The sequence below is a fragment of the Geodermatophilus sp. DF01-2 genome (genome assembly GCF_004571065.1).
Lineage (GTDB): Bacteria > Actinomycetota > Actinomycetes > Mycobacteriales > Geodermatophilaceae > Geodermatophilus.
Genome location: NZ_SPQN01000006.1, coordinates 79,911 through 99,066, shown reverse-complemented (window position 1 = coordinate 99,066; position 19,156 = coordinate 79,911). Strand labels below are relative to the sequence as shown.

At 75.4% G+C, this 19,156-nt stretch carries 19 protein-coding genes; 4 read left to right on the top strand and 15 right to left on the bottom strand.

The window, feature by feature from the left end; all coding sequences use genetic code 11:
- On the top strand, nt 1-1,200 hold the full coding sequence (locus E4P41_RS03755) for a DUF3322 domain-containing protein (RefSeq protein ID WP_135139534.1): 1,200 nt from the start codon (nt 1-3) through the stop codon (nt 1,198-1,200).
- 414 nt (nt 1,201-1,614) lie between these two features.
- Here the strand turns inward: E4P41_RS03755 and E4P41_RS03750 are convergent, their stop codons facing one another.
- The 9 genes from E4P41_RS03750 to E4P41_RS03710 all read right to left on the bottom strand — a co-directional run bounded on the left by E4P41_RS03750 (nt 1,615) and on the right by E4P41_RS03710 (nt 10,649).
- Entirely contained in the window at nt 1,615-1,848 is a 234-nt protein-coding gene (locus E4P41_RS03750; protein ID WP_135139533.1) for a hypothetical protein, read from the bottom strand.
- Nucleotides 1,849-1,893: 45 nt separating this feature from the next.
- The gene (locus tag E4P41_RS03745) at nt 1,894-2,913 is read right to left on the bottom strand and encodes a hypothetical protein (protein WP_135139532.1); all 1,020 of its coding nucleotides are present in this window, start codon (nt 2,911-2,913) and stop codon (nt 1,894-1,896) included.
- On the bottom strand, nt 2,906-3,949 hold the full coding sequence (locus E4P41_RS03740; protein ID WP_135139531.1) for a hypothetical protein: 1,044 nt from the start codon (nt 3,947-3,949) through the stop codon (nt 2,906-2,908). The genes E4P41_RS03745 and E4P41_RS03740 overlap by 8 nt, the downstream gene beginning before the upstream one ends.
- On the bottom strand, nt 3,946-4,164 hold the full coding sequence (locus E4P41_RS03735) for a hypothetical protein (protein WP_135139530.1): 219 nt from the start codon (nt 4,162-4,164) through the stop codon (nt 3,946-3,948). Before E4P41_RS03735 ends, E4P41_RS03740 begins: the two co-directional genes overlap by 4 nt.
- 33 nt (nt 4,165-4,197) lie before the next feature.
- Nucleotides 4,198-5,367, bottom strand: coding sequence for an NAD(P)/FAD-dependent oxidoreductase (locus E4P41_RS03730; RefSeq protein WP_135139529.1), 1,170 nt, complete (start codon nt 5,365-5,367; stop codon nt 4,198-4,200).
- Entirely contained in the window at nt 5,364-6,431 is a 1,068-nt protein-coding gene (locus E4P41_RS03725; protein ID WP_135139528.1) for an acyl-CoA dehydrogenase family protein, read from the bottom strand. The genes E4P41_RS03730 and E4P41_RS03725 overlap by 4 nt, the downstream gene beginning before the upstream one ends.
- Nucleotides 6,432-6,504: 73 nt before the next feature.
- Nucleotides 6,505-7,638, bottom strand: a complete 1,134-nt coding sequence (locus E4P41_RS03720; protein ID WP_135139527.1) for an acyl-CoA dehydrogenase family protein — start codon at nt 7,636-7,638, stop codon at nt 6,505-6,507.
- A gap of 61 nt (nt 7,639-7,699) precedes the next feature.
- Nucleotides 7,700-8,437, bottom strand: coding sequence for an enoyl-CoA hydratase-related protein (locus E4P41_RS03715; protein ID WP_135139526.1), 738 nt, complete (start codon nt 8,435-8,437; stop codon nt 7,700-7,702).
- A 67-nt stretch (nt 8,438-8,504) separates the two neighbouring features.
- Nucleotides 8,505-10,649 carry an acetate--CoA ligase family protein gene (locus E4P41_RS03710; RefSeq protein ID WP_135139525.1) on the bottom strand — a complete coding sequence of 715 codons (2,145 nt, stop codon included), beginning with the start codon at nt 10,647-10,649 and terminating at the stop codon, nt 8,505-8,507.
- 95 nt (nt 10,650-10,744) lie between these two features.
- Here E4P41_RS03710 and E4P41_RS03705 point away from each other — a divergent pair, with 95 nt between their 5' ends.
- Nucleotides 10,745-11,419, top strand: coding sequence for a TetR/AcrR family transcriptional regulator (locus E4P41_RS03705; protein WP_135139524.1), 675 nt, complete (start codon nt 10,745-10,747; stop codon nt 11,417-11,419).
- Nucleotides 11,420-11,512: 93 nt separating this feature from the next.
- Here the strand turns inward: E4P41_RS03705 and E4P41_RS03700 are convergent, their stop codons facing one another.
- From E4P41_RS03700 to E4P41_RS03685, 4 genes are all read right to left on the bottom strand, one after another.
- The gene (locus E4P41_RS03700; RefSeq protein WP_135139523.1) at nt 11,513-12,289 is read right to left on the bottom strand and encodes a fumarylacetoacetate hydrolase family protein; all 777 of its coding nucleotides are present in this window, start codon (nt 12,287-12,289) and stop codon (nt 11,513-11,515) included.
- An 11-nt stretch (nt 12,290-12,300) separates the two neighbouring features.
- Nucleotides 12,301-13,089: an SDR family oxidoreductase gene (locus E4P41_RS03695; protein ID WP_135139522.1), complete on the bottom strand. Its 789-nt coding sequence runs from the start codon at nt 13,087-13,089 to the stop codon at nt 12,301-12,303.
- 31 nt (nt 13,090-13,120) lie between these two features.
- Nucleotides 13,121-13,975, bottom strand: a complete 855-nt coding sequence (locus tag E4P41_RS03690; protein WP_135139521.1) for a fumarylacetoacetate hydrolase family protein — start codon at nt 13,973-13,975, stop codon at nt 13,121-13,123.
- A gap of 62 nt (nt 13,976-14,037) precedes the next feature.
- The gene (locus E4P41_RS03685) at nt 14,038-14,925 is read right to left on the bottom strand and encodes a dihydrodipicolinate synthase family protein (RefSeq protein WP_135139520.1); all 888 of its coding nucleotides are present in this window, start codon (nt 14,923-14,925) and stop codon (nt 14,038-14,040) included.
- A gap of 143 nt (nt 14,926-15,068) precedes the next feature.
- On the opposite strand from E4P41_RS03685, the gene lhgO reads away from it, so the two are divergent.
- A complete protein-coding gene (gene lhgO, locus E4P41_RS03680) occupies nt 15,069-16,280 on the top strand; it encodes an L-2-hydroxyglutarate oxidase (RefSeq protein WP_135139519.1) in 1,212 nt (403 codons plus the stop codon).
- A gap of 38 nt (nt 16,281-16,318) precedes the next feature.
- The gene (locus E4P41_RS03675) at nt 16,319-17,545 is read left to right on the top strand and encodes an MFS transporter (protein WP_135139518.1); all 1,227 of its coding nucleotides are present in this window, start codon (nt 16,319-16,321) and stop codon (nt 17,543-17,545) included.
- Nucleotides 17,546-17,572: 27 nt separating this feature from the next.
- Here the strand turns inward: E4P41_RS03675 and E4P41_RS03670 are convergent, their stop codons facing one another.
- Entirely contained in the window at nt 17,573-18,454 is an 882-nt protein-coding gene (locus E4P41_RS03670; RefSeq protein ID WP_135139517.1) for an NAD(P)-dependent oxidoreductase, read from the bottom strand.
- Nucleotides 18,451-19,134 carry a dimethylmenaquinone methyltransferase gene (locus tag E4P41_RS03665; protein ID WP_135139516.1) on the bottom strand — a complete coding sequence of 228 codons (684 nt, stop codon included), beginning with the start codon at nt 19,132-19,134 and terminating at the stop codon, nt 18,451-18,453. Before E4P41_RS03665 ends, E4P41_RS03670 begins: the two co-directional genes overlap by 4 nt.
- Nucleotides 19,135-19,156: the final 22 nt, after the last annotated feature.

Below are 19,156 nucleotides of genomic sequence, written 5' to 3'. Positions count from 1 at the left end.
GTGCCGGCGCGGGCGCAGCAACGGCCGGAGTGGACGACGTGGCCCGGCGTCCGCGACCGGCTGCGCCGCCGGTGGGACCGCGGCGACTTCCTCACCGCCCACGCCTCGGGCCAGCCCTTCGCGCCGCTGGACCTGCCCATCCGCGGACCCGGGCCGCGCGACATCGGCGACCGCTTCGACGAGGTCCGCGCCTGGCGGGCCGGCTGGACGGCGGTCCCTCGGGGCGTGCGGGTGGCGGAGGCGCCGGTCGGTGGTCGACTGATCGGGGTCAACCGGCTACCGGCGCGCGTCGCCGTCGACAGCTGGACCGACCTGGTCGCCGTGCTCGGCGTGCGCCGTGACGTCGAGGCGTTCGACGCCCGGCTGGCCGCAACCCGTACGCGGGCGCCGGCGCTGGCCCAGTGGATGACCGCGCACCCGATGCGCGTCCTCGTCGCCGCGGACGACTGGGACCTGCTGCTCACCACCGTGCTCTGGATCGACCGGGAGGCCCGCCCGGGCAGCTACCTGCGCGAGATCGACGTCCCCGGGGTCGACACCAAGTTCGTCGAGGCGAACCGCGGCCTGCTGACCGATCTGCTGGAACGCCAGCTCTCCCCGGAACGGATCGATGCCGGCCGTCCGCGGTCGGACTTCGCCGGCCGGCACGGATTCCGCAGCAAGCCCGACCACGTCCGCGTGCGGCTCCCTCCCGGACACGGCGGGCCGTTCACCGAGATCGCCGTCCGCGTCGAGGAGCTGACGGGCGCGCCGCTGGCTGCGGACACCGTCGTGGTCGTGGAGAACGAGATCACCTACCTGGCGATACCGGCTCGGCCCGGCACCGCGGTGGTTTTCGGCGGCGGCTACGCGGCCGGCCGACTGGCGCCGCTGCGCTGGCTGGTCGACCGCGATCTCCGCTACTGGGGCGACATCGACACCCACGGCTTCGCCATCCTCGACCGGCTGCGCGCCGCTTTCCCGCACGCCCGCTCCCTGCTCATGGACCGCGCCACACTGCTCGCCCACCCGACCCAGTGGGTCCGCGAGGCCAGTCCGACCGCCGAACGGCTCGACCGGCTGACCGACGACGAGGCCGAGCTCTACACCGACCTGGTCACCGACGCGCTCGGACCATCGGTGCGGCTGGAGCAGGAGCGGGTGCGGCTCTCGCTGGTCGACCCCGCGCTGTCCTGCCGACATGTCGGCGCCTGGGGATGACTCGTCGTCCTGACCGCACCGGCCGCCACGGTGGCCACGTGACGACGCCACCTCCCGCAGAGGTTCCGGTGCCCTCTTCACTCGCGCTCGGCCGCCGCCCTTCCCGACACCCGTCGGCGCGGCAGGCACCGACCCCGGCGACGCGCGATCCTGGTGACGGTCACCTGCGTCACGACCGCCGGCCTGCTGACGGGTCGTCGTCCCGGCGATCGGCGGCTCCTCGTCGGGGCCGGCGACTCCGCCCTGGACCGCTCGACCACTACATCCGCACGCAGGACGGGGAATGCCGCGTCTGCGGTCGCCCATGACCGCGGCGGGGGCTCGCAGATGACCAGGCCGCGCCGGGACGGGTCGCCGCCGGAGCGGCCCGCCGGCCGGTGCGGCGCCCGGCGCCGCGGAGCCCGCCGGGTGAACTCAGTTGCTGTTGTCGTCCGTGTCGTCGTCGTCGTCGATGCCACCGGTTCCGGGATCGATGCCGTCCGGGTCCTCCTCGCCGCCATCGACCGGATCCGGGTCCTCCGCGGTGTCGGCCTCCTCGCCCGGCACCGCGTCGCCCGGCGGGTCCGCCTCCTCGCCCGCCGCGCAGCCGGTCAGCCCCAGGCCGACCGCCAGCACCGTTCCGGCCAGCCACCGCCGTGTCCTACGCATCCGTGCCCTCCTCGACTCGGTCGTCGTCCCAGAGGGAACTGCCCGTCACGGGGTCAGGTCATGCAACGCGCGGACGGCGGCTGTGACCGAGCGGGTGCCGCCCATCCAGGTGGGCAACAGGGCCATCTTGACGCCCAGACCGCCGGTGACGACGACCCGGACGTCGTCCGCCGAGGCGGCCACCCGCAGGTCACCCGCCGCGTAGGCCGAGGACACCTCGGACAGCCGTGCGGCAGCCGCGGCCAGCAGGGCGTTGCCCTCCGCGAACAGGAACTCCGCCGCTCGCTCCCCGGCCCAGCCGTGCGCGTCGAGGAACCCGGCCAGCTCGGGCGGCAGCAGCAGGAACTGCTCGCCGTCCCGGAAGCGGGTCGGGTCACCCGCGGCCAGCGCGACCCCGGCCAACGCCGCGGCGGCGGGCGCGAGCACCTCGGCGGGTGTCCGGTACCCGGAGGCGGGCAGCACCTCCACCACCCCGCTCGCCCCGACGACGGTCACCGCGTCCCCAGCGGCCAGGGGCGGGAACGGCCCCGGCAGCGAGGCGGTGCAGAACGTGTACTTCCCCGGCTGTCCGATCGTCGCCATGTCGGTCAGGCCGGCCCGCGCGCCGCCGATGCCGGCCAGCGCCAGCGCCACCGCCCGCCCGACGCAGGCGTTGGCCCGCGCTCCCGGCCCCAGCCCGCCGACGGGCGTCAGCCCCAGCGACGACGCGACCGGCCCGTGCACCAGCACCGCCACCGCGGGCGATCCGGTCGTGGTCGCGATGCCGAGCAGGTTGAACTCCGGCTCCAGCGCGGCCCGCGCCGCGGCCACCACCACCGGCAGCTCGGCCGGCCGGCACCCGGCCAGCACCGCGTACCAGGCCACCGCCCGCACGGTCAGGTCACCGAACAGCGGCGGCACCTGGCCGAGGACGGCGTCCGGACCGCCGACCCCGGCCACCATGGCAGCCAGCCGGGCCGCCGACGGCGGCACCACCGGCAGCCCGTCGCCGAGCCCGGCGGCGAGCAGGTCGGCCAGCGCCTCCGCCGGGTCGGCGTCCGGACCGAACAGCGGCAGGTCAGGCACGGTTCACGGGCGAGCGGGGCACCGGGCGCGACACCGCCGCGGTCGCGCCGAACGACGGGATCCACACCGAGTGCTTCCCCGCTCCCCCGGCCACCAGCACGTGCAGCATCTCCGGGCCGGTGCTGACGGTGAACGCGTCGCCGTCGGGTACCACGCCCCAGTCCTCGAACTGGCGCCGGTTGGCCTCCGACACCTGCGACACCGGGATCCGCGCCCGCTCCCACAGCGCGTCCCGCACCGCCTCCGCCGTCCACCCGTCGCGGGCGAACGTCGCCGCGTGCTCCGGGCCCAGTACCAGGAAGTGCGGCCCCTTTACGTACACGTTGTTCGACCCCGGCTGGGCCATCGTCCCGGCGATGGTGAGCAGCAGGTCCTCGGCCGTCGTCCCGCCGTGGTCGTTGACGTTGTGCGGACCCTCGGTGGCCGCGACCGTCACCACCGACTCCCCCGGCGCGTAGCCGCGGCGCACCGAGAAGGGCGGGAACGGGCTCTCCTCCTCGTTCTCCCCGAAGCAGAACGAGTACTTCGCCGGCCCGCCCTGCGTCGCCCGGTCCATGACCCCCGGCCGTGCACCGCCGATGTGCGTGGTGACCAGCTGCACCGCCCGGCCGATGACGGCGTTGGCCCGCGTGCCCTGCCCGAGGCAGTTGGCGCTCGAGTTGATCCCCAGCTCGCCGCGCACCGGGCCGTTGACCACGACCATCGGCGCGCACGGGTGGGTCGTGGCCAGCACGCCGTGCAGGTTGTACTCGGGCGCCTGCAGCGCGCGGACGGCGGCGAGCACCACCGGCAGGTCCGCGGGCCGGCAGCCGGCCATCACCGCGTTCGCTGCGAAGCTCTCCCGGCTCGGCGCCAGCCCGGACGGCGGCAGCGGCCCCAACTCCAGGTCGATGCCGTCGAGCGCGGCCAGCGCCGCCTCCACCCGGGCCGGGGTCGGGGCCACCAGCGGCAGCCCGTCGCCCCAGCCGCGGCGGTACGCCTCCTCCTGCCAGCTCTCCTCCGTGACCCCGGGCAGGTCGAGCACTCCCGCAGTCACGGGCGCCCCCTCGCCTCGTCGGCCATCCGCAGCAGCTCCGCCGCCGCGCCGTCGATCCGGCCGGCCAGCTCCGCCTCGTTCAGCCCGCCGACCGGGTGCGGCACCACCAGGAACCGCGGGGTCACCCGCCGCGCCTGGGCCTGCGCCTGCACCAGCGGCAGGAACGTCTCGGTCACCACCAGCGGTGCCGCGACGCCGCGCTTCTCCAGTTCCACCGAGTCGTGGAGACTCCACGACGAGCACGAGCCCTAGTCGCCGACCGCCACCAGCACCATCTTGAAGCGCTGCGACAGCCAGTCGATGGTGTCCTTGTCGGCCGGCACCGAGGCGTTGTCCTTGGCCGCGAAGCCCAGCTCCGGCAGCTCCCAGTGCGCCTGCAGCCGCCCGCCCAGTCCGCGCAGCAGCTCGGTCGCGTTCGGCTTGGAGTTGGTGAAGAGCGCGACGTCGGTCCAGGTCGCCGTGCTCCCGGCGACGACGGCTGCGTCGTCCTCCTCCGGCGGCAGGCCGTAGGTCGGGTCGACGATCCGCAGCGACCCGGCCGTGGCCGCCAGCGCCTGCGCGGCGGCCTCCCCGGCGGCGCGCCCGTCGGCCTCGGCGGCGGCCAGTGACTGCTCCGCGCCGGCCCGCGCGTCGCCGGCCACCAGCAGCCCGGGGACCTCGTCGTCGGGGACCAGCCGGCCGTCCTCGTCGGTCGGCAGCCCGTCGACCAGGCCCTCGGGCCCGCGGCGGCCGACGAACGGGAACACCCCGGCGACCGCCAGCTCGCGCTCCGCGTCCCCGGTACGGACGGCGACGCCGGACAGCACGCCCTCGCCGCGCAGCGCGGTCACCGTCGCACCGGTCACCACCTCGACCGTCTCGACCGCCGCCAGCCGCTCGGCCCGCTCCGCCGACCAGCGGGGGGAGCCCGGCACCAGCACGGTCACCGCCGACGCGTAGCCGGCCAGCTCGAGCGCCTCCTCCGCCGTCCACTCGTCGTCGCCGACGACGGCGACCGGGCGGCCGCGGAACAGCGGCCCGTCGCAGCCGGCGCAGGTGGAGATGCCGCGGCCGACGAGCGCCTCCTCCCCGGGCAGCCCCAGCCGCCCGGGGCCGAGCCCGGCCGCGACGACCACCACTTCCGCGGTCACCTCGCCCTCGGACGTCTCCAGCCGCACCGGCGTCCCCGGGCGCACCCGGGTCACCTCCGCGTATCCGATCCGGACGCCGGCCGCCTCGGCCGCGGCGGTGAGGGTGGTCATCAGCTCCGGCCCCGACGGCACCGGAAAATCGTGCAGCGCGGTGAGGTTCACCAGCTGCCCGCCGGGGCTCATCCGGTCGTGGGCCACCACTCGCAGGCCCCGCTCCGCGGCGACCCGCGCGGCGGTCAACCCCGCGATGCCGGCGCCGATGACGACGACGTCCCAGTCGGTGGTCACGCGCCCACCAGCCCGGTGGAGATCCGGGGCCACAGCGCGTCGGCACCCTCGGCGGCCAGCTGCCGGCCCAGCTCCCGGCTCCAGTGCCGCTCGCCGCCGAACTCGTCGCGCCACGACCACAGCCGACGGGACAGCTGCCCCAGTTCGTACTCCTTGGTCATGCCGATCGCGCCGTGCGCCTGGTGGGACGCCCGCGCCGCGATCGTCGCCGCCTCGCCGGCCGCGCTCTTGGCCGCCGCGACGTCGGGGAACGACGGGTCGGGTCGGGCGTTGAGCGCGGCCACCTCGACGGCGAGCCGGGCCAGCTCCGCCTCCTCCGCGATCGTCACCAGGTGCGCCTGCACCGCCTGGAAGCGGGCCACTGCGCGGCCGAACTGCTGTCGCTCGCCGGTGTAGCGGACGGTCAGCTCGGCCACCCGTGCCAGCGCGCCGGCGATCTGCGCGGAGCGGGCCAGCGCCCCCCGCAGCCGCAGCGCTTCGGTGTCCACCCCGGTCGGGGCCGGCGCCAGGGCATCGTCGGCGAGCTCGACGTCGTCCCACACGAGGGTGTCGCGCGGCTCGGCGGCGAGGTTGCGGCCGGGCGTGACGGTCGCGGCCGCGGTCGGCGCCGAGACGACGAACCGCTGCCCGCCGCTCTCGGCGAACGCGACCACCCGGGTGCTCCGCCTGCCCCACGGCACGCGGGACAACCGCGCGGAGAACCGCCCGCCGGTGAGCTCGACGGCGTCGTCCGGCCGGTCGACGGCCACCGACACCGGGCCCTCGGGCAGCTCCAGCCCGGCCGCGGCCAGCGCCCAGCCGCCGAGCAGCCCGGTCTCGGCCAGCGGCACCGGGGCGGCGAACCGGCCGGCGACGGTGAGCAGCGCGCAGGCGTCGGCGACGTCCCCGCCGGAGCCGCCGGCCTCCTCGGGCACCGATACCGCGGGGAAGCCGGATTCGCTCAGGGCCGTCCACAGCCGCTCGCTCCAGCCGGTCGGCTCCGCGGCGACGACGTCCTCGGGCGTGCACAGGTCGCGGAAGAGGCCGGTCGCGACCTCGGTGAGCATCGTGCGGTCGTCGCTCACTTGCCCTCCTCGCTGGCGCTCGTCGGCTGCGTTCGCGGCGCTGCTGTGCTCCCCGGTGAACTCGCAAACTCGTTCACGAGGCCAACCCCTTCGCGGCGACGGAGCGGAGGATCTCGGTGGTGCCGCCCCGCAGCGTGTACGACGGCGAGGTCAGCACGGCCTCGGCGAGCAGCGCCCGGAACAGCGATCCCGAGCCCTGGTCGAGCTCGGTCTCGGCGGCGTCGCGCAGCGCCTCGACGAGGTCCTGCTCGAAGCGGGTGCCGACCTCCTTGACCAACGCCGCCTCGACCGCCGGCGCCTCCCCGGCGTCGAGCGAGCGGGCGACCGACAGCGACAGGTGCCGGATCGCGCGGGCGCGGGCGGCCAGCCGGCCGAGGACGGCGGCGTCGGCGTCGGTGAGATCGGGGCGCTCGCGCAGCCACTCGCGCAGCACCGGGAAGGTCGAGAGCCAGCGGTCGGGGCCGCTGCGCTCGTAGGCCAGCTCGCTGGTCACCTGCCGCCAGCCGCTGCCCAGCTCGCCGAGCACCATGTCGCCGGGCACGAACACCTCCTCCAGCGCCACCTCGTTGAAGTGGTGGCTGCCGTCGAGGTACGGGATCGGCGAGACGGTGACCCCGGGCGCGTGCAGGTCGACGATCAGCTGGGAGAGGCCGGCGTGCTTGCTGCCCTCCTCCATCGGGGAGGTCCGGCAGAGGACTGCGAAGAAGTGGTTGTTGTGGGCCTCGCTGGTCCACACCTTGGTGCCGGTGACCGTCCAGCCGCCGTCGGTCCGGGTGGCGCGGGTGCGCACCGAGGCGAGGTCGGAGCCGGAGTCGGGCTCGCTCATGCCGAGCGAGAAGTAGACCTCGCCCGCGGCGATGCCGGGGAGGAACCGCCGGCGCTGCTCCTCGGTGCCGAAGTGCAGCAGCGCCGGCGCGGTCTGCCGGTCGGCGACGAAGTGGGCCCCGATGGGAGCGCCGGCGGCGAGCAGCTCCTCGGCGACGATGAACCGGTCGACGGCGCTGCGCCCGTGCCCGCCGTACTCGGGCGGGATCGCCATGCCGACCCAGCCGCGCTCGGCCAGCGTGCGGGAGAAGTGCGGGTCGTGCCGGCCGGCGAAGCCGAGCGCGGGGCGGTGGTCGGCGGGCAGCTCGGCGGCGAGGAACTCGCGCACCTCCGCGCGCAGCGCCTCCTCGGCCGGGGTGAGCACGGTGGGGGCGAACTGCATGGCATCCCTCCAGGGGTGTCCCGCCGGGCCGGCCTCGTCGCCGGCCCGGCGGGAGGTCGGGTCAGGCGGTCTCGCGCCGCCGCTGGGACCACATCTGGGTGGCCCGCTCGAAGTGCAGCGCGGCCTCCCAGCCGATCCCGGGCGGGCCGGCCTCGGTGCGGAAGGAGCGGACCGCCTCGCGGGCCAGCTCCGGGTCCTTGGCGGCGCGGCCGGCCAGCTCCAGGGCGAGGTCCTCGACCTGGTCGTCGGGCACCGCCTTCCAGGCCAGGCCGATCTCGGCGGCGCGGACGCCGTCGACCTCCTCGCTGAACAGGCCCATCGCGGCGGTGGCCTCGCGACCCGCCGTCCGGGAGCTGATCGTGAAGTAGCCGCCGCCCGGGTGCAGACCGATCCGCAGGAACCCGGCGAGCAGCCGGGCGTTCTCGGACACGATCCGCAGGTCGGTGGAGAGCGCCAGATTGATCCCGGCGCCGACCGCGGCGCCGCGCACCGCGGCGATCGTCGGCACCTGCAGGGTGCCCACCCGGCGGAAGGCGGTGTAGACCGCGCCGAGCTCCTTGTAGGTCTTGTCCTCGGCCTGGTCGCTGCCCGGCGTCCAGCGCCGGCGGTCGGCACCCGAGCAGAAGGTGCCGCCGGCGCCGCGGACGACGGCCGCGCCGATCGCCGGGTCGGCGTCGACCTCGTCGCAGAGCTCCGACAGCTGCAGCCCCATCTCCGGGGTGAGCCCGTTCTTGACCTCGGGCGAGTCGACCGTGAACACGGCGACGCCGCCGTGCCGCTCCAACTGGATCTGTCCCACGGGGGGTGTCCTGCCTCTCTGCTGGGGTTCGGGGATGCGGGCCTTCGGGGCCCGGGGCAGAGCTTGCCTACTCGCCGACCGGCTCCCGCGAGCCGGTGGTGCGCACCAGGACGTCGACGGCGGTGGCGCCCCGCCCGCGCGGCGCGACGATGAGCGGGTTGACCTCGAACTCGGCCAGCCGGTCGCCGGCGGCCACCGCGGCCTGCGACAGCCGCACCACCGCGTCGACCGCGGCCGGCACGTCGGCGGGCTCGGCGCCGCGGAAGCCGGCCAGCAGCGGCCAGGCGCGCAGGCGGCGCAGCATGGCCCACGCCTCCGCAGGCTCCACCGGCGCCAGCGCCGAGGCGAGGTCGCGGTACAGCTCGGTGGTGACCCCGCCCAGGCCGACCGTGGCCACCGGCGGGAAGCCGTCCCGCCCGGCGGTCACGGCGAGGATGAGCTCGGTGCCCGGCGGGACGAGCTCCTGCACGTGCACGCCCTCCACGCCGGGGACGTGGTGCCGCTGCGCGGCGTCCATGAGCTCGGAAAAGACGGCGGCGGCCTCGTCGGGGCCGACGCCGACCCGCACCCCGCCGACCTCGCTCTTGTGCGCCAGGTCCGCGGCGGCCAGCTTGAGCACGCCCGGGCCGGGGAGCGCGGCGACCGCCTCGCGCGCCGCCTCCGGGGTGGTCACGAGCGTGGACGACGGCTGCGCGATGCCGATCGCCCGCAGCAGCGCCGCGCCGTCCACCACCGGGGCCTCGAGCAGCGCGCGCACCTCGCCGGCCGGGACGTCGGGCGCCGCGGGCAGCGGCGGGGGGGTGCCCCGGTGCCGCGGCGGGGCCAGCCGCGCGGCGACGCGGGCCAGGTCGCCGACCGAGCCGAACACCGGGACGCCGGCCTCGCGGAACACCTGGCGGCCCTCGACGGTGAGCTCCTGCCCGGCGATCCACCCGACCAGCAGTGGGCAGGACAGCTGGGCGGCGGTCGTGACGAGGTCCTCGGCCAGCCGGGCGCCGGCGTCCCCGACGACCATCGTCACCAGGACGGCGACGACGTCGACCGCGTCGTCCTCGGCGATGATCCGGCAGACGTCGCCGAAGGCGTGCGCGCCCCGGTTGAACAGCTGCGCGGTGACGTCGACCGGGTTGGCCAGGGCGCCGAAGGCCGGGATCAGCGGGCGCAGCCGCGCCTGGGTCGCGGCCGACAGCTCGGGCAGCTGCAGGCCGACGTCCTCGCACTGGTCGGCGGCCAGGCTGCCGGCCCCGCCCGAGGTGGTGACGACGGCGACCCGCGGCCCCTCCGCCGGCCTGCCGGCGGCCAGTACCGCGGCGACCGCGAGCAGCTCGTCGATGTCGTCGACCAGCACCACGCCGTACTTCTGCGAGGTGAGCACGAAGGCGACGTCGTCGCCGAGCATCGAGCCGGTGTGGCTGGCCACCGCCCGGCGCCCGGCGCTGGAACGGCCCGAGCGCAGCACCACCAGGGACTTGCCGGCCTCCTGCGCGCGGCGGGCCAGCTCGGCGTAGGCCGCGCCGTCGCCGGTGGCCTCCACGTAGAGCATCAGCACCCGCACCGTCGGGTCGGCCAGCAGGTGCATCGACACCTCGGAAAGATCGAGGTCGGCCTGGTTGCCGGTGCTGAACCACGCCGCCAGGCCCAGCCCCATGTCGGTGGCCAGGTCGAGCACCGAGCCGCCGACGGCGCCGCTCTGCCCGACGTAGGCCACCCCGCTGTCGGAGGTCAGCGGCCGGTCGGCGGCGGCGGTGAAGGTGGCCACCACGCCGGTGGGCGCGTAGAGGAAGCCCTGGCAGTTCGGGCCGACGACGCGGACGCCGGTGTCCCGCGCCACCGCCGCCAGCCGCTGCTGCAGGGCCACTCCCTCCGGACCGACCTCGGCGAACCCGGAGGCGTAGACGACGGCGGCCTTGGCGCCGACCGCGGCGGACTGCCGGATCGCGTCCTCCACCCGGTCGGCGGCGACCAGCACGAGCACCAGGTCGACCGGGCCCGGGACGTCGGCCAGCGTCGGGTAGCAGCGCTGCCCGACCAGCTCGTCGTAGTTTGGGTTGACCGGGTAGATGCCGCCCTCGTAGCCGTGCTCGACCAGGTAGCGCAGCGGCCGGGACATCAGGTTCTCTGACCGCCCCGAGATGCCGAGCAGCGCGATCCCCCGGGGCCGCAGCAGCGCCTGCAGCCCGTCGTCGTGCAGGTCCGTCGTCGGCGCGGTCATCGGGGCGAACGCCTCCTCGGAGGGACGACAGGTGGGCTGGACAGCAGCTAAGTTGACACCGACGTCGATGTCAACAACAGGGCCAGGAGGTGTCCGTGCCCCCAGCATCGGAACCGGCGAGCGGGCCGGCCGGGCCCGTCCCGGCCGCCCTCCCGACGACCGAGCGCGGCCGCCGGATGCGGGCCCGGCTGCTGGCCGCCGCCCGCGAGGTGTTCGAGCGCGACGGCTTCCTCGAGGCCCGGGTCACCGACATCTCCGCGGCGGCCGGCGTGGCGCACGGCAGCTTCTACACCTACTTCGGCTCCAAGACCGCCGTCTTCCGGGCGCTGCTCGCCGAGACGATGGACGAGCTCTACGCCTCGATGGGCACCCGCGGCGAGGACGGCCCCCCGGACGGCCGGCCCGAGGAGACCGCGGTGCACCGCATCGAGCGGGCCAACCGCCGGTTCGTCGCCATGTACCTGCAGAACACCGCGCTCATGGCGCTGTTCGAGCAGGTGACCACGTTCGACCCGGAGGTGCGGGCCCTGCGCCAGGCAGCGCGGGAACGGATGGTCGGCCGCGTGCGGCACAGCATCGAGCAGCTGCAGCGCGACGGCCTGGTCGCCGCCGACCTCGACGCCGAGTACAGCGCGCACGCCCTCGTCGCCATGGTCAACGGGCTGGTGCACTACTGGCTGGTGCTCGACGGCGGGTTCGAGGAGGAGCGCCTGGTGGCGACGATGACGAGGCTGTGGGCGCAGTCTCTGGGACTGCCCGTGCGCAGCTGACCCTCGAGGCCCCTCAGGTGCCTGTCGCGCGCTAGGTGCCTGTCGCGCGCGCAAGGCACCAGAGGGAGGACCCCGGGATCGGGCCGGCGCCTCTCAGCCGGCGACGATGCGGGTCGACAGCGACCCGATGCCCTCGATGCTCACGGTCACCTCGTCGCCGGCCTGCAGCGCGCCGACGCCGGCCGGGGTCCCGGTGAGCACCACGTCGCCGGGCAGCAGGGTCATGGTCTGGCTGACCCACGACACGCACGCGGCGACGTCGAGGAGCATGTCGGCGGTCGTGCCGTCCTGGCGCACCTCGCCGTTGACGGTGGTCCGCAGCGGCAGCCCGGCCGGGTCGACGTCGGTCTCCACCCACGGGCCCAGCGGGCACGAACGGTCGAAGCCCTTCGCCCGGGTCCACTGCTTCTCCGCGCGCTGCATGTCCCGCAACGTCAGGTCGTTGGCGACGGTGTAACCGAGGACGACGTCGGCGACGCCCTCGGCCGGCACGCGGGTGCACTCCCTGCCGATGACGACGGCCAGCTCGCCCTCGAAGTGGAGGTTCTGGGTGTCGGGCGGATACGGCACCTCGGCGGCCGGCCCCACCACCGAGGTCGAGAACTTGGCGAAGACGACCGGGATCTCCGGCACCTCGTTGCCCAGCTCCCTGGCGTGCTCGGCGTAGTTGCGGCCCAGGCAGAGCACCTTGCTCGGCTCGACCGGGGCCAGCAGGCGCACCTGCGAGAGCGGCGTCCGCTCGTCCGTCGTCCGGACACCGTCGAAGGGCGAGCCGTCGAGCCGGACGACGACGGCGTCGTCCCCCTCTCCCTCGACCAGGCCGTAGGACGCCGGGCCGCCGGCAGCCGGGGTGTAGCGGGCGATACGCATCAGATGGCTCCTCAGATCGCCTTGACCATGCCGCCGTCGACCAGGAAGTTCTGGCCGGTCGTGTAGGTGTTCGCGCCCGAGGCGAGGAAGGTGACGACCTTCGCGAACTCCTCCGCCGTGCCGTAGCGACCCAGCGGGATCGCCTTCTCCGCCTGCGCGCGCACCTCCTCGACGGAGATGCCGGCCTTCTCGGCGCGGTTGGCGTCGAGGCCGGCGACGCGGTCGGTGGCGATCCGGCCGGGGCCCACGGTATTGATCAGCACGCCCTCGGGGGCGAACTCGACCGCCAGGGACTTCGCCAGCCCCAGCAGCGCCACCCGGTAGGTGTTCGACAGCAGCAGGTTCTCGATCGGCTGCTTGATCGACGACGACGCGATCGTGACGATCCGGCCCCATCTCTGCTCGCGCATGTGCGGCAGCACCGCCCGGAACAGCCGCACCGTGCTCATCAGGTTCAGGTCGTGCGCCAGGTACCACCTGTCGTCGTCCAGTGCGTCGAACCCGCCGGGCGGCGGCCCTCCGGCGTTGTTCACCAGCACGTCGATCCCGCCGAGGCGCTGCTGCGTCTGCTCCACCAGCCGCGCCAGGTCGGCGGCGTCGGCGACGTCCGCGGCGCAGTACTCGACCTGCGCGCCGGTCGCTCCGGCGATCTCCGTCGCGGTCTTCGCCAGCTGCTCCTCCCCGCGACTGGAGATCATCACCTTCGCGCCCTCGGCGGCGAGCTGCGTCGCGGTGGCGCGGCCCAGGCCCTTGGAGGCGGCGGTGACCAGGGCGACCCGGCCGGTCAGTTCGAGGTCCATCGGTGTGCGCTCCGTCGTGTCGGGGGGCCGCTCAGGCCACGGGGTTGGTGAGGTCGCGGAAGCCGGTGATCTGCACACCGGCGGTGTCGCCGGAGCGGATGTGCACCGCACCCGGCGTGCCGGTGGAGATGACGTCGCCGGGTAGCAGGGTCATCACCCGCGAGTGGAACGCCACCAGCCACCACGGCCGGAAGGTCATGTTGGAGACGACGTTGCGCCGGTGCTCCTGCCCGTTGTGGATCGTGGCCACCTCGAGGGCGTCGACGTCGGGCACCTCGTCGACGGTCACCAGCTCGGGGCCGAAGCTGAAGAAGGTGTCGAAGCTCTTCGAGCGGGTGAGGTAGCGCGGGTTCTTCTCGAGAATGTCCTCGGCGGTCATGTCCACGATCGTGGTGAACCCGGCGACCACCGAGGGCGCGTCGGCCTCGTCGACGTCCTTGCACTCCCGGCCGATGACCACGCCCAGCTCGCCCTCGGCGGTGGTGCGCTGCGACTGCGGCGGGATCCGGATCGGGTCGCCCGGGCCGATGATCGCGGTGTCGGGCTTGAGGAAGCTCGCCGGCTCGGTCGACGGCGCCTTCTCCGACAGATCGGCGGCGTGCTCGACGTAGTTCAGCCCGATGCCCCAGATCTTGCGCGGCCGGCGGTAGAGCGGCGCGTACACCAACCGGTCCTGCGGCAGGGCCAACCCGTCGAGCCGGCCGGCGTCCTGCCCGGCCACCCAGTCGCGCAGCTCCCCGACCCGGCCGCGCTCGAGCAGCTCCTGCACGGTGACCGGCCAGTCGGTGCTCCAGCGCTCGTTGAGCGCAGGCAGCGGCACCGCGCCGCCCGGGCGCACCAGCGCCCCGGGCTCCGCGCCATCCAGCCGTAGCGTCGTCAGTCGCACAGGATGTCCTCTCGCAGGCGGTGCCCCGGGCGCGGCAGCGACCCGCGGCGGGGGTGGGGGGACTACAGGCCGACGGCCGTGATGAGGTCGTCGAGTTCGGCGAGGGTCAGCTCGTCGACCGGCGGGGCCGGGAAGCGGGCGTGCGGTGAGGCGATGGCGCCGCGCCGGGCGAAGACCTGCTTGCGGATGGTCACCCCGCCGACGCCGAGCTGGGCCTCGTAGCGGATCAACGGCAGGTACCGGAAGAAGAACTCCTGGGCGCCGGCCCGATCGCCGGCGACGAACCGCTCGTAGGTGCCGACCAGCACCTGGGGGAAGCCGAAGCCGGTCATGATGCCGTCGGCGCCGCGGAGCAGCTCCTCGTACAGGTAGAGCCCACCGAGACCGCCGAAGATGCCGACCGGCTGCTCGGCCTGCCGCCGGACCGCGGTGATCTTGGGCAGCGTCGGCGTCTCCTCGAGCTTGAGGTAGCGGCAGCCCTCGATCTCGTCGAGCAGCCGCACGAGGAAGGGCGCCGGCATGACGACGCCGGTGTTGACCGGCTCGTCCTGCACCACGACCGGCACCGACACCGCCTCGGCGACCAGCCGGAAGTGCTCGAAGACCAGGTCGAGGTTCCGGGTGTTGTCCGGCGGGGCGAGCATGACCGCCGCGGCGCCGGCGTCCTCCGCGCGGCGGGCGTAGTCCAGCGCCATGCGGGTGGCCCGCGCCGACACGCCGGCGACGACCGGCACCCGGCCGGCGGCGGCCCGCAGGTAGCGGCGCAGCACCCGCTCCCGCTCGTCGTCGAGCAGGCGGGCGGCCTCGCCCATGATCCCGAGGATGGTCAGCCCGTGCGACCCGGCGCCGAGGTAGTCCTCGACGAGGGTGTCGATGCTGCCCTCGTCGACCTCGCCGTCGTCGGTGAACGGGGTCAGTGTGATCGGCAGCACACCGGTGAGTGCGGTCATCGGGAACTACCCTGCGGACGGGGACGACGGCCCGGGGCCGGCGGCGCGACGGAGATCACACGGGTCACCGTAGCCGCCGACCGGGAGCCGGCTCCCCACCCCTGCCCCCGCAGCCTCGCGGGTGCACCGGAGGACGGAGGACGATGCCGGTCCAGCGATACGCCGTGGTGGGAGGCGGGATCATCGGGACGGCGGTGGCGCGGCGGCTGCTCGCCCAGCGGCCCGGCTCCGTGGTGACCGTCCTCGAGAAGGAGGGCCGGCTCGCCGCCCACCAGACCGGCCGCAACTCGGGCGTCGTGCACGCCGGCCTCTACTACGAGCCCGGCTCGCTCAAGGCGACCCTGTGCCGCCGCGGGGTCGCCCTGCTGAAGGAGTTCTGCGCCGAGCGCGGCCTGCCCTACGACGAGATCGGCAAGGTGCTCGTCGCGCTCGACGGCGCCGAGGAGCAGCGGCTGGGCGCCATCGCCGAGCGGGCCCGCGCCAACGGCGTCCCCGGCGTCCGGGTGATCGGCCGCGCGGAGCTGCAGGAGCTCGAGCCGCACGTAGCCGGCATCGCCGCGCTGCACTCGCCGACCACCGCGATCGTCGACTACGTCGCGGTCACCGAGCAGCTCGCCGCGGACGCCCGCGCGGCCGGCGCCACGATCCGGACCGGGTTCGAGGTGGCCGGTCTGCGGCACGCCGGCGGGGAGGTCGTCGTCGCCAGCACCTCCGGCGAGGAGGTCGTCGTCGACCGGGTGGTGCTCTGCGCCGGGCTGCAGGTCGACCGGCTGGCCCGCCTGGCCGGGGACGACGACGCCCCGCGGATCGTGCCGTTCCGCGGCGAGTACTACGCGCTCACGCCGGAGAAGCGGGCGCTGGTCAACGGCCTGGTCTACCCGGTGCCCGACCCGCGGTACCCGTTCCTCGGCGTGCACCTGACCCCGCGGGTGGACGGCGAGGTGCTGGTCGGCCCCAACGCCGTCCTGGCGCTGGCCCGGGAGGGCTACCGGTGGCGCGACGTCTCGCCCGCGGAGCTGGCCGCGATCGCCCGGTTCGCCGGCTTCCGGCGGTTCGCCCGGCAGCACTGGCGGACCGGCCTGGCCGAGATGCGCGGCTCGCTGTCCAAGCGGGCCTACACCGCCGCGGCCCGCCGCTACGTGCCCGAGCTGACCGTCGAGGACATGGTCCCGGCGACCGCCGGCATCCGGGCACAGGCGCTGGAGTCCGACGGCAGCCTGGTCGACGACTTCCGCATCACCCGGCGGGGCGCGGTGGTGGCCGTGCGCAACGCGCCCTCCCCCGCGGCGACGTCGTCGCTGGCGATCGCCGAGCACCTGGTCGACGTGCTGCTGACGGAGGACCCCGAGTCGTGAGCAGGCCATCGTGAGCAGACCGTCGTGAGCACGGCGTCGTGAGGAACCGCCGGGAGCGGCCCGCGGGCTCGGCCCGCGCGGCGACCGCGGCGGTCACGGTGACCACCGCGGGCGTACTCCCGGCCTACCTCGTCGGCGTGCTCTGGGTGCAGCTGCGCGCCGACCTCGGCGTCGGCCCCTCGCTGCTGGGCCTGCTGGTCGCGACGTTCTTCGCCACCTCCGCGGTGTCGGCGCTCTTCGCCGGCGCGCTGGTGCGGCGGCTCGGCACCGTCCGGGTCGTCCGGATCTCCGGGCTCACCGCGGCGGTCGCGATGCTCGTGGTCGCGCTGGCCGCCCGCGACATCGCCGTCCTCGTCGGCGCGCTCGTGGTGGCCGGGTGGGGCAACGGCGTCGGGCAGCCGGCCAGCAACGACCTCATCGCCCGTTCGGTGTCGGCCGGCCGGCAGGGCCTGGCCTACGGCCTCAAGCAGGCGGCGATCCCGCTGGCGACCCTGCTGGCGGGTGTGGCGATCCCGCTGGTGGCCATCCCGCTGGGCTGGCGGACGGCGTTCGGCCTGGGCGCCGTCCTGGCGCTGCTGGTCGTGCTCTCGGTGCCCGGCCCGCGGCGGCTGGGGTCGGCCGGGTCGTCGGCGGCGCCGTCGGAGGCGGCCGGGCCGTTCCGCCGTGCGCCGCTGTACGTGCTGGCCGCCGGGCTGATGCTCGGCGCGGCGACCGGCAACGCGCTCGGGTCGTTCTTCGTCAGCACCGCGGTCGCCGGCGGCATCGCCCCGGCCACCGCCGGCGTGATCGCCGCGGTGGCCAGCGGTGTCGGAGCCCTGGCCCGGGTGGTGGCCGGCTGGTTGGCCGACCGGGTGCGCACCCGCTGGCTGCTCGTCGTTGCCGCGCAGATGTCGCTGGGCGGGCTCTCCTACGCGCTGCTGGGAACCGGCGTCGAGTCGCTGATCGCCGTCGGCGCGGTGGTCGGCTACTGCACCGGCTGGGCCTGGGCGGGGCTGTCGACCTACGCGGTCACCCGCATGCACCACGGCATGGCCGCCCAGGCGACGTCGATCACCCAGGGCGGCATGGGGATGGGCGCGGCGCTCGGGCCGCTGGCCTTCGGTGCGGTCGTCTCGGTCAGCTCCTACGCCGTCGCCTGGAGCGCGACCGCGGCCCTCGCCGTCCTCGGCGGGCTGGTGATCGTGCTCGGCCGGCACCTGCTGCTGCGCGAGCGCCCCGCGCTGGTGGCCGCCCACCGCCAGCGCCGGGCCGCCGCCCGGACCTGAGCCCCGGGCGGCGCACGGCCGCGCGGCTCAGGTGGGCAGCGAGCGCAGCACCTCCAGCGCCTCGGTCAGCGACGCGGGCACGTCCCCCGGGTGCCGGCCGACCGCCTCCAGCCCGCGCGCGCTCAGCTCGTGCCTGGCCAGCACGCCGCTCGACGCCAGGGGCGGCACCCCGGTGCCGGCGACGGTGTCGCGCGACGACCGCACCTCGACCTGGCGCCGGCCGGCGTGCCCGACGTGCGTGGTCACCAGCATGGTGGCGAAGTCGCGGGCCGAGTAGCGGTCGAGCGTCTCCTCGATGTTCGCCAGCAGCGGCTCGACGACGTCCATCTGTCGGGCCGCCAGCAGCGCCTCGACCCAGAGCCCCTCCATGCCCTTGATGACGACGCTGCGCAGCATCTTCAGCGCGGCCGCGGCGCCGACCTCGGAACCGACGACGGCGGCGTTCAGTCCCGCGGCGGACAGCAGCGACGCGGCCTCCGCGGCGTCCGGTCCCGCGAGCGAGATCGGGATCCTCGCGCCGTCGAGCTGGATGCCGCCGCCGGTCATCACGCCGTCGACCACCCGCACCCCGGTCAACGCCGCGGCGACCTCGTGCTTGCCGGCGGGCGCCGTCGAGTTCAGGTCGACGTAGAGCACGCCGGACGGTGCGTGCGGCGCGAACCCGGCGGCCGCCGGCACCGCGGTCGCGGGGGTGACCAGTGAGAGCACCACCTCGCGATCGGCGAACGCGGCGAGGTCGTCGGCGGCGGTCGCCCCGACGGCGGAGATCGCCTCGCGCAGCGCCGGCCCGCGCGCAGCGTCGCGCAGCACCCGGTCGTGCACCGCGAGGTCGACACCCGAGGCGGTGATCGCTCCACCGATGACCCGGCCCGCCTCGCCGAAGCCGATCAGGCCCCAGCGGCGGGTCACTGCACGACCTCGTTGCCGACGTGCACCTCGGCCAGGGCCCGGGTGACCCACGACCGGTCGAGCGTGCCCGCCGCGATCGCCGCGAACTGCTCCTCCTCCGACGCCAGCCGCTCCTGCGCGAGCCCGACGACCTCGGCCAGTCGCTCGTGCGGGACGACGACGACGCCGTCGCCGTCCCCGACCACGACGTCACCTGACCCCACGGCGGTGCCGCCCAGGGTCACCGGGCCACCGATCTCGCCGGGGCCGTCCTTGTAGGGGCCGAGATGGTTGACGCCGAGGGCGAAGACCGGCACGGCGCCCGCGGCGAGGCCCTCGGCGTCGCGGACGGCGCCGTCGACGACGATCGCGCCGAGGTTCCGGGACGCGGCGTAGCGGGCCATGATCTCGCCGAGCACCGCGCGCTCGGTCGAGCCGCCGGCGTCGACGACGAGCACGTCGCCGGGCGCGGCCAGGTCGAGTGCGCGGTGGATGACGAGGTTGTCGCCGGGCCGGGTGCGCACGGTCAGCGCCGGGCCCGCGACCCGTGGCCAGCGCCCCCCGCCGACCCAGTGCAGGCCGCGCAGCCCGCCGACGCGGTCCATCGAGTCGGACAGGATGCTCGTCGGCAGCGCGCGGCAGCGCTCCAGCAGCGCGGGGTCGGGTCGGGGGCCGGGCGGGTGCAGCCGGCAGGTGCTCATCGGGGCGGTCCTCCTCGGATCG